Here is a 13,757-nt window from a genome sequence, read left to right on the forward strand (position 1 = left end):
TCTAGTCGGCACTTCCCTTTATGCGCCGAAATACCCCGCACAGCACTTCTTGAACTTCTGCCCGCTGGCACACGGGCACGCGTCATTGCGCCCCAGCTTCAACTGCACGGTCGGGTCGATGAAGTACCAGCGCCCGGCGTTCTGCACGAAAGATGAGCGCTCGCGGTGGCTGTGTTCGCCCTGGCTGTCGTGCCAGCGCGCGGTGAAGGTGACGAAGGCATGCTCGGGCTGGCCGCCGAACACTTCCGAGCTTTCGACGTCAAGGCCGAGCCAGGTGCTCTGCGCGCTCCAGGCGCTGATCGACTGGCGATCCAGACCGGCCTGCTGGGCGGGCAGGGTGGTGGCCACCAGATAATCGATCAGCCCCAGCACGTAGGCGCTGTAGCGCGAACGCATCAGCGCTTCGGCGCAAGGCGCCGGGTGGCCTTCGTGATAGTGGCCGCAGCAGGCCTCCAGCAGGTTGCCGCTGCCGCACGGGCAAATGGCTGTACTCATTGCATTACCACCAGTATTTGCCGAAGTTTTCCGGATTGGCCCAGAATCGCGAGTTGAGCCAGTCGGGGACTTGTTTGTAGTCAAGCAGATCATAGGTGAACAGGGTCAGTACCTGATCGTCACGCTGGAAGCGTTCACTGGCCTGCAGCGCCAGCGAGTAGAAATCGGTTTCCTGCCAGCCGCTGGCCGGCAGATCCGCCAGCACTGCAATGCGACTGGCGTTGAGGTTGCGAATCCCGCCCAGCAGATTCAAGCCGTCACGCTTGGGCAGGTGCTCCAGGCAATCGACCACCAGCGCCAGGTCGAAGCGCCGCGCCGCCAGTTCGGCGGGCAATGCACCGGGTGCGGCGTGGGCCACGCAGGTGTCCGGATGTGCCTGCTTGAAAGCGGCGAGCGCCGGAAATTCGCTGGCGCCGATCAGCAGTAAACGCGCCGGGGCATAGCGATCCAGTAAAGCAGCCAGCGCCTGTTGCGGCGTGCGCGAAGAAATGGCGACGTTCATCGAAGCTCCTCAATCAGATCGCCAAGACTAGCGCGCCAGACGGATCCGGCCTAGACCCCGTTTTGTCACGCCTGGCAAAAGTGCCGAATCCCTGTGAACACGGTCCCAAATGCCAGTGGCCTATTGCTGGCGGAGATTAAAACTCCGGTCTTTACTCCGTGAATCGGTTCTAAGCCGATCCCTCAGGAGAAAACCAGATGAGCATAGTTCGGACAGCATTACCTTTGATTCTGCTAACCAGTGTGTTGACTGGTTGCGCAGGTTTGCAGAAAACCGACTGGCCGACCTGTGCGGCGGTCGGTGGTGTGGTCGGTGCCGGTCTCGGCGCGACGGAAAGTTCGGCGTGGGCCGGTTATGGCGCGCTGGTGGTCGGTGGTACGGCAGCCGCCTATTGCTGGGTGCACGGTGATGGCGACGAAGACGGCGATGGTGTGCCGGACAGTCGCGACAAGTGCCCGCACACGCCTAAAGGCGTGCAGGTCGATGCTGACGGCTGCCCACCACCTGCCCCTGCGCCAGTGGTAGAAGAGGCGGTTGTGGTCAAGGAAGAAACTATCGTCATTCGCGATGTGCACTTCCAGTTCGACAAAGCCACCCTGACCGGCTCCGACAAACAGGTGCTGGATAAAGTCGCCACGCGCCTGAAACAAGAGTCGTCCACGGCGCAACTGACCGTGACCGGCCACACCGACAGCGTCGGCAGCGATGCCTACAACAAAAAACTGTCGGATCGCCGTGCGCACTCGGTGGTGGAATACCTGATCCAGCAGGGTGTGCCGCGTGCCAGCTTCGTTTCGGTCTCGGGCATGGGTGAAAGCCAGCCAGTGGCGGATAACAAAACCGCAGACGGTCGCGCACAGAACCGTCGTACCGAAATCAAAATCGTCCGCTAGCCCCTCTCGCATCTGCGGCTTGTGCAGTCGCGGATGCGGGTCTTTACTCCTGTGTAACCGGTATGGGCCGGTGACACAGGAGCTTTCACAATGACTGTTTTCTCAAGGTCCGTCTTGCCGGTGCTGCTGCTGGGCAGCCTGCTCACCGGTTGCGCCACTCATAGCGATGGCGATGCCCCCCTCAATCAACGTACGTGGCCGATCTGCAGCCTGATCGGCGGGCTGGTCGGTGGCGGTCTTGGCGCCATTGAAAGTGGCGGCTGGGCCGGTGGCGGTGCGGCGTTGGGGATTCTGACTGGCGGGCTGATCTGTTATGCCCAGGATGGCGATGAAGACGGCGATGGCGTGTTCGACCGCCGCGACCGTTGCCCTGACACCCCGGCCAATACCCCGGTCGATCATCGCGGCTGTCCGCTGCCGCAATATCCGGTCACTGCAAAAACTCCCGAACCTGCACCGCAATCGGAAGTCATCACCCTCAGCGATGCCGGCAATGTGTTGTTCGATTTCGACAAGTCGGATCTGACCCCGGCCGCCAAGGCCCAGCTCGATACGCTGATGGACAAATTGCGCAACGCCGACGTGGTCAGCATCAAGGTTATCGGCCATACCGACAGCAAAGGTTCGGACGCCTACAACCAGGCACTGTCGGAACGACGCGCCAGCAGCGTGGCGGCGTACCTGCTGAGTCAGGGCATGGCGCCGGACAAACTGACCAGTGAAGGTCGCGGCGAGAGCGAGCCGGTGGCTGACAACGCAACGGACGAGGGACGGGCAAAAAACCGTCGGGTGGAGTTGCATATCAATCGCTAGGACTTGTCTGTAGTCCGCAGGCTAGAGCTGCCGGTCGACGATCGTCGTCGAACCGGCAGCGATCCGACGACTGACAAATGTTTTTTCTTTTGCCCCTCTGGCTTATCCCCCGCGTAAGCCGTTACTGTGCGCCCAAAGAATAATTCCGACACGGGGGAGCGTATGAAGGTTTTCTGGGGGCTGGGGCGTTTGCTGACCCTGCTGTTCTGGTGCGTGGTGGTGGTCAATCTGCTGCTGCCGTTTGTGCATCCGCTGCATGCGCTGGTCAATCTGGCCGGTGCCTCGCTGCTGGCGCTGCATGTGCTGGAGTTGCTTTTCTCGCGCCTCAAAGGGCGTCCCAACCCGTGGCGCGACCGTCTGCGCATCCTGCTGTTCGGCGTTTTTCACCTGCAAACCATCCCGGCCCCGGCCGCTCCGGAGGCTTCTTCCCATGCGTAAACTTTGCCTGCTCGCTGCATTCATCAGTCCTCTGGCCTGCGCCCAGGTGGTCAGCGTCGAAACCAACTCCCTGATGCGTTTGCCCAACACCGCCAGCACCTTGCAGCTGGAACGCCTGGAAGTGGCGGACTACGGCACCTTGCTGATTCCTGCCAATGTGACCGAGCTGACCGTCGGTGAATTGCGTCTGGGCCATGAAGCGCGCATCGCGATCGTCCCGAGTGAACAGGCGCTGGACATGAAAGTCATTCGTGCCGAACTGTCCGAAGGCAGCCTGATCACCGCACGCGGCGCGCCGGGCACCTATGAAAAAGCCGCCCGTGCCGGGCGCAATCTGAATTTGCAGTTCAAGGCGCTGAGCGCGCCAAAACTGTTTGTCGATGCCCGTGGCGGCACCGGTGCACCGGGTTTCGTCGGCCTGGATGGCGGCAACGGCGAAGATCCGGGCTGCACCTGGGGCGCGGCCGGTCACGGTTTTGATGGCAGCAACGGCAGCGACGGTCAGCCGGGCGCACCGGGTGCGTTGGTGCGTCTTGAAGTGCCGCGCGAGTTTCCGGCCGAGCTGATCAAGGTCAACGTTGCGGGCGGCGCAGGAGGTCCGGCAGGTGTTGGCGGCAAGGCGGGCAAGGGCGGCCAGTCCAAGGGCTGCCTGGTGTATCGCGCCGATGGCGGCAAGAACGGCAAGGCCGGGGCGGATGGTCAGCCTGGGCCGGTGGGTGCGGCGGGGGCTGTGACCGTACAGCGCCTCTGAATAACAGCACTGTTCACAATTGAGGTGAGGGGTTAAATCCCCTCACCTCAAATAGTGCTTTTAGTGCTTGCCGTCAGCGGGTCAGAACATCGGCCGCGCCGCCGCAATCGCCACCAGCACCAACCCCACAATCAAATTGATCCCTACCACTCGGCGAATCCGCCCCAATACCGCCGCACCCGCCGGCCAGTCCTTGGCTTCCACCGCTTTACGCAATTCCGGCAGCAGCAAGCCCTGAATCCGGATAAACAGCGCCGTCATTACCACATACAGCCCGATCATCACCTGTACGTACTTCGGCGCGGTCTCTAAACCGACCTGCTGCAAGTGCAACATGCCCACGCCGCTGATCGGCAACAGGATCACCGCGACCCAGACCCAGCGGAAAAAACCTTGAAACACTTCCACCCACAAGGTCAGGCGGCCAGGGCCGTCGAGAGCCTTTACAGCCGCCGGACGCAGGACCATCCAGGCGAAAAACATGCCGCCGACCCAGACCAGGGCGGACAGGACATGCAGCGGATAAACGAGGCTAAAAGGTGTCATTGGGGCACTCCGTTCTGCGCGGGATTAATTAGCGGGGTATGATAGCCGCCATCCGAAACCACTGAAAATTTATCCAGCGTTTTTAGCGCCCGACAATCAATGATCAGCACTGAACTCAAAACCACGATCCAGGGCGCCTATTCGCGTTTTCTTGAAGCCAAGAGCCTCAAGCCGCGTTACGGCCAGCGCCTGATGATCGCTGAAATCGCCAAAGTCCTCGGGGATATCGACACCGACGACGAAGGCCGGCGCAGTGGCGACCCCGCGATTGTCGCGGTGGAAGCCGGCACCGGTACCGGCAAGACCGTGGCCTACAGCCTGGCGGCGATCCCGACGGCGAAGCTGGCCGGCAAGCGCCTGGTGATCGCCACCGCGACCGTGGCTCTGCAAGAGCAGATCGTCTACAAGGACTTGCCCGACCTGATGCGCAACAGCGGGCTGAACTTCAGCTTCGCGCTGGCCAAGGGCCGTGGCCGCTACATGTGCCTGTCCAAGCTCGACATGCTGCTGCAGGAAGGCCACGCGCAAACCGCCACCGCCCAGCTGTTCGAAGAAGAAGGCTTCAAGATCGAGGTCGATGAGGCCAGTCAGAAGCTGTTTACCAGCATGATCGAGAAGCTCGCCGGCAATAAGTGGGACGGCGACCGCGACAGTTGGCCCAACGCGCTGGAAGACGCCGACTGGGCGCGCCTGACCACCGATCACAGCCAATGCACCAACCGTCATTGCCCGAACTTTGGCCAGTGCGCCTTCTACAAAGCGCGCGAAGGCATGGGCAAGGTCGACGTGATCGTCACCAACCACGACATGGTGCTGGCTGACCTCGCTTTGGGCGGCGGCGCGGTACTACCGGATCCGCGCGACACCATTTACGTATTCGACGAAGGTCACCACCTGCCGGACAAGGCCATCGGCCACTTCGCCCACTACACGCGTCTGCGTTCCACTGCCGACTGGCTGGAAACCACCGCGAAGAACCTCACCAAATTGTTGGCCCAGCATCCGTTGCCGGGCGATCTCGGCAAGCTGATCGAGCAAGTGCCCGAGCTGGCGCGCGAGATCAAGACCCAGCAGCAGTTCATGTTCACCGCGTGCGAGCAGATTGCCGATTTCAAACCCGGCGAAGACGTCGAAGGTCGCGAGCGGCCACGCCATCGTTTCGTCGGCGGGGTGATTCCCGAGCACATGCGCGAAATGGGCATCGAGCTGAAAAAGGGTTATTCGCGGCTCAACGATCTGTTCACCCGCCTGACCGACCTGCTCAAGGAAGGCATGGACGGCGAGGTCAACATCGGCATCGCCAGCAATCAGGCCGAGGAGTGGTATCCGCTGTTCGGCAGCCTGTTGTCGCGGGCGTCGGGCAACTGGGAGTTGTGGACCGCGTTCACCGCCGAAGACCCGGAAGACAGCCCGCCGATGGCCCGCTGGCTGACGCTGGCGGAGAGCGGTTCGCTGTTCGACATCGAGGTCAACGCCAGCCCGATTCTTGCCGCCGAAACCCTGCGTCGCAGCCTGTGGAACGTGGCCTACGGCTGTCTGGTGACCTCGGCAACCCTGACTGCGCTGGGCACCTTCGACCGGTTCCGCATGCGCGCCGGTCTGCCGAAAAAAGCCGTCACCGCCGTGGTGCCGAGCCCGTTCCATCACGCCGATGCCGGTGTGCTGCGGGTGCCGGATCTGAAGGCCGACCCACGCGACGCCGCGGCTCACACCGCGGCGATCATCCGCGAGTTGCCGGATCTGGTCGAAGGCTCGCGCGGCACGCTGGTGCTGTTCTCCTCGCGCAAACAGATGCAGGACGTGTTCGACGGCCTCGACCGCGATTGGCGCAAGCAAGTGTTCATTCAAGGCAACCTGTCGAAACAGGAAACCCTGAACAAGCACAAGGCGCGGGTCGATGGCGGCGATTCCAGCGTGCTGTTCGGTCTTGCCAGTTTCGCCGAAGGGGTGGACTTGCCGGGGGCGTACTGCGAGCACGTGGTGATCGCCAAGATCCCGTTCTCGGTGCCGGACGACCCGGTCGAGGCGGCGCTGTCGGAGTGGATCGAGGCCCGTGGCGGCAATCCGTTCATGGAAATCTCGGTGCCTGACGCCTCGTTGAAGCTGGTCCAGGCCTGCGGGCGTCTGCTGCGTACCGAAGAAGACCGCGGCACCATCACCTTGCTCGATCGGCGCCTGGTCACCCAGCGCTACGGCAAGGCGATCCTCAATGCGTTACCGCCATTCCGTCGTGAAATATCCTGAGACAACGGTGGGCAGTTTTGCCCGCCGCGCTGTCTATCTCTCTGCCATGCTTTTCCATTGGCCTTAGTTGGTCGTTAGGGAGAACTCCGTTCTTATGATTCGCCGTTCGTTGCCTGCCGTATTCGCCTTGATTTTCGCTGCCCCGTTACTGGCGGCGCCTGCGGGTCAGCAGACCCTGTTCAACTTCGTCCGTCCTGCCGACGTGGTGAAAGTCGTCACCGAAAACACTGACCTGCCACAAGCCAACGCCGAGCAAACCCCGGAAGGTGAAGTGCTGCGCCGGGTGACGTTCAACCCGGTGGCTCGTCCGACCCTGCGCCTGACCCCGCAAACCGGCGCCTGGGACTGGTCGCAGTCGGGCATGATGAGCCTGCGTCTGCAAAGCGCAATGAACTGGGCCGTGACGGTCTATGTGCAAATCCAGAGCAACAACGGCCAGACCCTGACCAGTCGCGTCGACCTGCCGGCCGGCCCGGCGCAAACCCTTTTGGTGCCGCTGGTGGCGACCTCGCCGCTGAGCCAGGGCATGAAGGCCGGGCCGCCGATGCCGATGACCGTCGACGGTCAGCGGATTCTGCTGGCCAGCAGCAGCGGTGAACTCGATCGCAGCCAGGTGGTGTCGGTGAGCTTGTGGATGGATCAGCCGAAAGCCGCGCAGAGCCTGCTGCTCGAACGTTTCGGCGTGCAGGACGGCGATGCCGTGACCCAGGCTGTCTACGGCAATCTGGTGGACGCCTACGGTCAATCGACCCGCAGCAAATGGCCGGAAAAAATCAGCAACGACGAACAACTGAAATCCGCCGCCGCCAAGGAACAGCAACAGCTGAAAACCTGGCTGGCCGAGCGCGAAAAGTCCTCGCTGGACAAGTTCGGTGGCTGGAATAAAGGCCCGGCGTTCAAGGCCAGCGGGTTTTTCCGCACCGAAAAGCGTGACGGTCGCTGGTATCTGGTGACCCCTGAAGGGCATCCGTTCTATTCGCTGGGGGTCAACACCGTCAGCCCGCAGGTCAACCAGACTTACGTGGCCGGGCGTGAGTGGATGTTCGAATCCCTGCCCAAGGCCGACGAGCCACTCGCCAGCCATTTCGGCGAGGGCGACAACCGTGGCGGCAACGGTGCCGATCAGGGCCGTGGCTATGGCAACGGGCGCTGGTACGATTTCTACGGCGCCAACCTGCAGCGGGTTTACGGCGAGCCCTGCAAACCGGACAGCGATACCAAGGCCGGAATTGCTGAAGCGGCCAAGGCTGGTGCGGTTGAAGAAACCGCAGTAAAAGCTGCCGAGCCTGTGCCAAAGTCAAACGAGGCGAAGGCCGGTGTCGCCGCAGCGGCGAAAACAGACGCCGTAGCGACGACTGCTGAAAAGGCTGCCGATCAACCCGTCGCTGCGCCGTGCAAGGCCACGGTCGATCAGCAGAAGTGGGCCACGCACACCCTCGATCGCCTGCAGGCCTGGGGTTTCAACACCGTCGGCAACTGGAGTGCCGACTCGCTTGCCGACGCCGAACGGGTGCCGTACACCTTGCCGCTGTCGATCGTCGGCGACTACACCAGCATCAGCACCGGCAGCGACTGGTGGGGCGGCATGCCTGACCCGTTCGACCCGCGTTTCGCCATGGCCACCGAGCGTGCCGTGGCCATTGCTGCCCGCGATCATCGTGATGATCCGTGGTTGATCGGCTACTACGCCGACAACGAACTGGCCTGGGCCGGCCCCGGCGACGACCCGCAGTCGCGCTACGCTCTGGCCTACGGCACATTGAAAATGACCACCGACGTGCCGGCCAAGCGCGCATTCCTCAAGCAACTGCGCGACAAGTACCGCAACCAGGCGGGGCTGTCGAAAGCGTGGGGCATTGATCTGCCGGCGTGGGAATTGATGGAAGACCCGGGTTTCGTGCCACCGATGCCGAATCCGGAGCACCCGGAAATCGAAAACGACTTCAAATACTTCCAGAAAGTGTTCGCCGACACTTACTTCAAAACCATCTCCGATTCGCTGAAGTGGCACGCGCCGAATCAGTTGCTGCTCGGTGGCCGTTTCGCCACCAGCACTCCGGAAGCGGTTGCGTCCTGCGCGCAGTATTGCGACGTGTTGAGTTTCAACATGTACACGCTGAAACCACAGGACGGCTATGACTTCGCCGCTCTGCGCGCCCTCGACAAACCGGTACTGATCACCGAATTCAACTTCGGCTCCAGTGATCGTGGCCCGTTCTGGGGTGGCGTGACGCAACTGGCGCGGGAAGAAGATCGTGGCCCGGCGTACGCCAATTTCCTCAAACAGGCGCTGAGTGAACCGTCGATTGTCGGCGTGCACTGGTTCCAGTATCTGGATCAACCGGTGACCGGGCGTCTGCTCGATGGCGAGAACGGGCACTTCGGCCTGGTGGGGATTACCGATCTGCCGTATCAGGGCTTTGTCGAGGCGGTGCGCAAGAGCAATTTGCAGGCGATCGATCAGTTGGGCAAGGAGGCTGAGAAAGCGGCCGCCGCCGGTCATGAAGCCGAAGGCGGGCGCAAGGCTGAAGCCGGCAAAGGCCCGGGGGGCGGGCATGCCGGTGGGCACTCGGGCAATGGTCATTAAGGTTTAGACCGCGTCATCGTTCTTCGCGAGCAGGCTCGCTCCCACATCGGATTTGTGAACACCATCGATCCAGTGTGGGAGCGAGCCTGCTCGCGAAGGCGTCAGCCGCCTCACTACAGCATTCAACCGTCCGGCCCGCAGCTGTTCCCAAATCCCTCAAGGGCTGGAACAATGCGGGCCACTTTGTAGAGCGTTTTCGCGGGGGAGTTGCGGGTGCAGATTCAGGGACATTACGAGCTTCAATTCGAAGCGGTGCGCGAGGCTTTCGCGGCACTGTTCGACGATCCCCAGGAACGCGGCGCAGCCCTGTGCATCAAGGTCGGCGGAGAAACCGTCCTCGACCTCTGGTCCGGTACGGCCGACAAGGACGGAACCGAGGCCTGGCACAGCGACACCATCGCCAACCTGTTTTCCTGCACCAAGACCTTTACCGCGGTCACCGCATTGCAATTGGTGGCCGAAGGCAAACTGCAACTGGATGCACCGGTTGCCCGCTACTGGCCGGAATTCGCGGCTGCCGGCAAAGAATCCGTCACTTTGCGCCAATTGCTCTGCCATCAGGCCGGTCTGCCGGCCCTGCGCGAGTTGCTGGCGCCCGCGGCCCTCTACGAATGGCAAACCATGGTCGACGCCCTTGCGGCCGAAGCGCCCTGGTGGACGCCCGGCACCGGCCACGGCTATGCCGCCATCACCTATGGCTGGCTGGTCGGGGAGTTGCTGCGCCGCGCTGACGGTCGCGGGCCGGGCGAGTCGATCGTCGCCCGTGTCGCCAAGCCGCTGGGGCTGGATTTCCATGTCGGTCTGGCTGACGAAGAGTTCCACCGCGTGGCGCACATCGCTCGCGGCAAGGGCAACGTCGGCGATGCCGCGGCCCAGCGCCTGTTGCAAGTGACCATGCGCGAACCGACCGCCATGACCACTCGCGCCTTCACCAATCCGCCGTCGGTGCTCACCAGCACCAACAAACCGGAATGGCGCCGCATGCAGCAGCCGGCCGCCAATGGTCATGGCAACGCGCGCAGCCTGGCCGGTTTCTACGCCGGTTTGCTCGACGGCAGCCTGCTTGAAAGCGAAATGCTCGAAGAGCTGACCCGCGAACACAGCTACGGCGAGGACAAGACCCTGCTGACCCGCACCCGCTTCGGTCTGGGCTGCATGCTCGATCAACCGGACATGGCGAACGCCACCTACGGCCTCGGCCCGCGGGCGTTTGGTCATCCGGGGGCGGGCGGTTCAGTGGGTTTTGCTGATCCCGAGCACGATGTCGCGTTCGGTTTTGTGACAAATACCCTTGGGCCGTACGTCTTGATGGATCCGCGTGCGCAGCAACTGGCGCGGGTACTTGCCACTTGTCTGTAAAGCTTTACATGAGGTTCCAGGGTTGGAACCAGATCCGGTTTTTCGATTCAAAGCGTCAGTTTATCCGGGCAAAAGAGCTCTGATTTTTCATTACTTCACTTTGTGGATTTTCAATGTCATCCAAAAAAACTCTCGCCCTGGCCCTGTGTGTTGCGATCACCGGTTGTGCACAGACTCCTAAAAACGATGCGGACGGCGGTAGCTGGTGGCCGTTCGGTTCCTCCGACAAAGTGGCGGCCAAAGAGCCGGCCCCAGCCCCGGCTCCTGCCGTAGCCCCGGCGCCGCTCAAACCTGCCGCGACCGCACCGGTGGCCAAGACTGAAAGCAGCAGCCACTGGTACTGGCCGTTCGGCGGTTCCGATGATGGGGCGGCCAAAGCCGAGGTGAAACCCGAAGTCAAACCAGAAGCCAAACCGGCGGCAGTGGCCAAGGCCGATGCCGACACCGGCACGAAGTGGTGGTGGCCGTTCGGCGGCAAGGATCAATCGACTGCCAAAGTGGTGCCGATGCCTGACCCGAAAGTCACCCAAGCCTGGCTGGATGACTATGAGCCACGTCTGCGTGCAGCGATCAAGGACAGCAATCTGCAACTTGAGCGCCGTGACAACGTGCTGGTGGTGATCGCGCCGGTTGAAGGCTCGTTCAACCCGAAGCGTCCAGCGATGCTGCTGCCGGTGACCCTCAGCCCGTTCACCAATGTCGCGAAAATCCTCGAAGCTGACCCGAAAACCGCAGTCCTGGTGCTTGGTCACAGCGACAACACCGGTGCCGCGCCGGCCAACGTCAAACTCAGCCAGGAGCGCGCCCAGTCCGTGGCGGCGATCTTCCGTCTGAGCGGCTTGCAGCGTGATCGCCTGATGCTGCGTGGCATGGGCGGCGATGCCCCGCGTGCGGCCAACGACAGCGCCGAAGGCCGTGCCCTGAACCGTCGCGTCGAACTGCTGGTGACCCCGCAGAACACCATGGTTGCGCTGCTGAGCAAGTACAACATGCCAGCGCCGGCACCGACCACGATGCTTGCGGCACAGGACGTCAAGCCTGCAGCCAAACCGGTAACTCCGGCGCCGGCTGCTTCGAAGGCCGCCGTACCTGCAACCAAAAAGGCTCCAGCGAAGAAAGCCGCCGCCAAGGCGCCTGCGAAAAAAGCGGCGACCAAGGCACCGGCAAAAAACCCTGCCAAGAAAACCGCCCCGGCTAAAGCCGCAGCGACTGACAAGAAAGTTGCTGCAAGCGATACTTCCAAGCAGTGATCCGCTAACGAAAAGGAATGCGCCATGACCCAGGCTCTGGCAGATATGCGTCGTGATTACACCCGGGACGGACTGACCGAGGCGCAAGCCCCGGGCGAACCGTTTGCGCTGTTCCACCAATGGTTTGCCGACGCGGTGAAAACCGAACAGGCGCCAGTGGAAGCCAACGCCATGACCTTGGCCACGGTGGATTCGGACGGGCGGCCGCATTGCCGCATTCTGCTGCTCAAGGGGCTGGACGCGCAGGGCTTCACCTTTTTCACCAACTACGACAGCGCCAAGGGCCAGCATCTGGCGGCGAATCCTTTCGCGGCCATGACGTTTTTCTGGCCAACCCTGGAACGTCAGGTGCGCGTCGAAGGGCGAGTGGTGAAGGTCACGCCGCAAGAGTCCGACGCGTATTATCAGGTGCGTCCGCTGGGCAGCCGGCTCGGCGCCTGGGCCTCACCGCAGAGCCGGGTGATCAACGGGCGCGGCGAGCTGGAAGATCTGCTCAAGGCGACTGAACAGCGCTTCAGCGACACCCAGCCCGACTGCCCGGAACATTGGGGCGGTTACCGCCTGCTGCCTGAGCGCATCGAGTTCTGGCAGGGCCGTCCAAGTCGTCTGCACGATCGCCTGAACTACCGTCAGCAGGGCGCCAACTGGATTCTTGAACGTCTGGCGCCCTGAGCAGTCTACCGAGCGGGATAGCCTGCCGCAGCGGCCTCAAGCCACTTCGGCAGGTCCCGACGCTTGATCCTCTGCACGCGGGCATCGGCCAGTCGTTCCAGCATGAAGGCGCGTTTGTCTTCATCCTTGCCCGCCAGCGACAGGGCCAGATCACGATCCATCCAGCGTTTGATCCGCACGTACAGCCACCAATGGAAGTACAGACCGGCGACGGTGGTGACGAAAATGATCAGGTAATCCATGAAAATCCTTGGGTCGGCAGGGCGGATTGAGCGATTTGGCGCTACTGTTGGGTGAGTTTGCAGGTGCCTGTACCGGGCCTGAATAAAATCAAGTTTATCCGGGCTGCGTCGTGACAGGCGTCAAGCAGCGGGGTTTAATGAACACATGTTCTTTTGGAGTTGATGCTATGCGTAAGTCTGTTCTGCTGGTTGCTTCCTTTTCCACGATGGCGATGTTGCTGACCGGCTGCCAGTCGAGCCTGACCGGTGACTCCTACTCCCGTGACGAAGCGCGTCGTGTGCAGACGATTCGCATGGGCACCATCGAATCCCTGCGTCCGGTGAAAATCGAAGGCACCAAGACCCCGATCGGCGGCGCTGCAGGCGCAGTGGTCGGCGGTGTCGGCGGCAGCGCCATCGGTGGCGGCAAAGGCAGCATCGTCGCGGCGGTCATCGGTGCTGTGGCCGGTGGTCTGATCGGTTCCGCGACTGAAGAAGGCCTGACCCGCACCCAGGGCGTGGAAATCACCGTGCGCGAAGACGACGGCAGCATGCGCGCCTACGTGCAACAGGTTCAGGAAAACGAAGTGTTCCGTGTCGGTGAGCGCGTGCGCATCTCCACCGTCGGTGGCACCAGCCGCGTTTCGCACTAAGCGGCAACGAGCGGTGAAAGAAAACCCCGATCAGGTGACTGGTCGGGGTTTTTTATGATTTGAGGTGCCGCTTACCAGACGTCGCTGTAGTCGAACGAAATTTGATAGTCGTAAGTCGTTAGGGAAATATTATTTTGAAAGTAAGGTTGAAGGACAGGTTTCCAACTTTCGAGTACGTTGAAGCCGCCATTATTAATGTTGTTTTCCACCGGTATACCCAAGGCATTCAAAACGGTTTCATCGTCGCCTAAATCCTCGGAATATTCTTCGCCCTCGCATAGATGGGTTTGCTTGTCGTACCACTCCAGCCTTAGTTTTAATCCCATCATCACC

15 protein-coding genes are annotated in these 13,757 nt (G+C 61.9%); 10 read left to right on the forward strand and 5 right to left on the reverse strand.

Annotation, left to right across the window (positions count from 1 at the left end; translation table 11 throughout):
- Nucleotides 1–18 precede the first annotated feature (18 nt).
- Entirely contained in the window at nt 19–495 is a 477-nt protein-coding gene (locus tag AC3WMV_RS02010) for a YchJ family protein (RefSeq protein ID WP_103369633.1), read from the reverse strand.
- Nucleotides 496–499: 4 nt separating this feature from the next.
- Entirely contained in the window at nt 500–997 is a 498-nt protein-coding gene (locus AC3WMV_RS02015; RefSeq protein ID WP_027614357.1) for a DUF6231 family protein, read from the reverse strand.
- A 197-nt stretch (nt 998–1,194) separates the two neighbouring features.
- On the opposite strand from AC3WMV_RS02015, the gene AC3WMV_RS02020 reads away from it, so the two are divergent.
- The 4 genes from AC3WMV_RS02020 to AC3WMV_RS02035 all read left to right on the forward strand — a co-directional run bounded on the left by AC3WMV_RS02020 (nt 1,195) and on the right by AC3WMV_RS02035 (nt 3,892).
- Complete coding sequence (locus AC3WMV_RS02020) at nt 1,195–1,890, forward strand: PA1041 family peptidoglycan-binding anchor lipoprotein (RefSeq protein ID WP_098967546.1); 696 nt, start codon at nt 1,195–1,197, stop codon at nt 1,888–1,890.
- Nucleotides 1,891–1,980: 90 nt separating this feature from the next.
- The gene (locus AC3WMV_RS02025) at nt 1,981–2,703 is read left to right on the forward strand and encodes a PA1041 family peptidoglycan-binding anchor lipoprotein (RefSeq protein ID WP_103369632.1); all 723 of its coding nucleotides are present in this window, start codon (nt 1,981–1,983) and stop codon (nt 2,701–2,703) included.
- 162 nt (nt 2,704–2,865) lie between these two features.
- The gene (locus AC3WMV_RS02030; RefSeq protein WP_027614360.1) at nt 2,866–3,141 is read left to right on the forward strand and encodes a DUF1145 domain-containing protein; all 276 of its coding nucleotides are present in this window, start codon (nt 2,866–2,868) and stop codon (nt 3,139–3,141) included.
- Nucleotides 3,134–3,892 carry a hypothetical protein gene (locus tag AC3WMV_RS02035; protein ID WP_103369631.1) on the forward strand — a complete coding sequence of 253 codons (759 nt, stop codon included), beginning with the start codon at nt 3,134–3,136 and terminating at the stop codon, nt 3,890–3,892. The genes AC3WMV_RS02030 and AC3WMV_RS02035 overlap by 8 nt, the downstream gene beginning before the upstream one ends.
- Before the next feature lie 81 nt (nt 3,893–3,973).
- Here AC3WMV_RS02035 and AC3WMV_RS02040 read toward each other — a convergent pair whose 3' ends face one another.
- Complete coding sequence (locus AC3WMV_RS02040) at nt 3,974–4,438, reverse strand: CopD family protein (RefSeq protein WP_103369630.1); 465 nt, start codon at nt 4,436–4,438, stop codon at nt 3,974–3,976.
- Nucleotides 4,439–4,537: 99 nt separating this feature from the next.
- Here AC3WMV_RS02040 and dinG point away from each other — a divergent pair, with 99 nt between their 5' ends.
- The 5 genes from dinG (at nt 4,538) to pdxH (ending at nt 12,550) form a co-directional block, all read left to right on the forward strand.
- On the forward strand, nt 4,538–6,682 hold the full coding sequence (gene dinG, locus AC3WMV_RS02045) for an ATP-dependent DNA helicase DinG (RefSeq protein ID WP_003222341.1): 2,145 nt from the start codon (nt 4,538–4,540) through the stop codon (nt 6,680–6,682).
- A gap of 94 nt (nt 6,683–6,776) precedes the next feature.
- Nucleotides 6,777–9,269, forward strand: coding sequence for a beta-galactosidase (locus tag AC3WMV_RS02050; protein ID WP_103369629.1), 2,493 nt, complete (start codon nt 6,777–6,779; stop codon nt 9,267–9,269).
- A gap of 213 nt (nt 9,270–9,482) precedes the next feature.
- On the forward strand, nt 9,483–10,628 hold the full coding sequence (locus AC3WMV_RS02055) for a serine hydrolase domain-containing protein (protein ID WP_098967554.1): 1,146 nt from the start codon (nt 9,483–9,485) through the stop codon (nt 10,626–10,628).
- Between the two features lie 113 nt (nt 10,629–10,741).
- The gene (locus tag AC3WMV_RS02060) at nt 10,742–11,878 is read left to right on the forward strand and encodes an OmpA family protein (protein ID WP_103369628.1); all 1,137 of its coding nucleotides are present in this window, start codon (nt 10,742–10,744) and stop codon (nt 11,876–11,878) included.
- 24 nt (nt 11,879–11,902) lie between these two features.
- Nucleotides 11,903–12,550: a pyridoxamine 5'-phosphate oxidase gene (gene pdxH, locus AC3WMV_RS02065; RefSeq protein WP_103369627.1), complete on the forward strand. Its 648-nt coding sequence runs from the start codon at nt 11,903–11,905 to the stop codon at nt 12,548–12,550.
- Between the two features lie 5 nt (nt 12,551–12,555).
- Here pdxH and AC3WMV_RS02070 read toward each other — a convergent pair whose 3' ends face one another.
- Entirely contained in the window at nt 12,556–12,792 is a 237-nt protein-coding gene (locus AC3WMV_RS02070) for a hypothetical protein (protein WP_103369626.1), read from the reverse strand.
- Between the two features lie 167 nt (nt 12,793–12,959).
- Here AC3WMV_RS02070 and AC3WMV_RS02075 point away from each other — a divergent pair, with 167 nt between their 5' ends.
- Nucleotides 12,960–13,424 carry an outer membrane lipoprotein gene (locus AC3WMV_RS02075; protein ID WP_007969461.1) on the forward strand — a complete coding sequence of 155 codons (465 nt, stop codon included), beginning with the start codon at nt 12,960–12,962 and terminating at the stop codon, nt 13,422–13,424.
- Nucleotides 13,425–13,495: 71 nt separating this feature from the next.
- On the opposite strand, the gene AC3WMV_RS02080 is transcribed toward AC3WMV_RS02075, so the two are convergent.
- Nucleotides 13,496–13,753, reverse strand: a complete 258-nt coding sequence (locus tag AC3WMV_RS02080; RefSeq protein ID WP_371917799.1) for a colicin E3-like toxin immunity protein — start codon at nt 13,751–13,753, stop codon at nt 13,496–13,498.
- Nucleotides 13,754–13,757: the final 4 nt, after the last annotated feature.

It is taken from the genome of Pseudomonas sp. FW305-3-2-15-E-TSA4, from assembly GCF_058787295.1.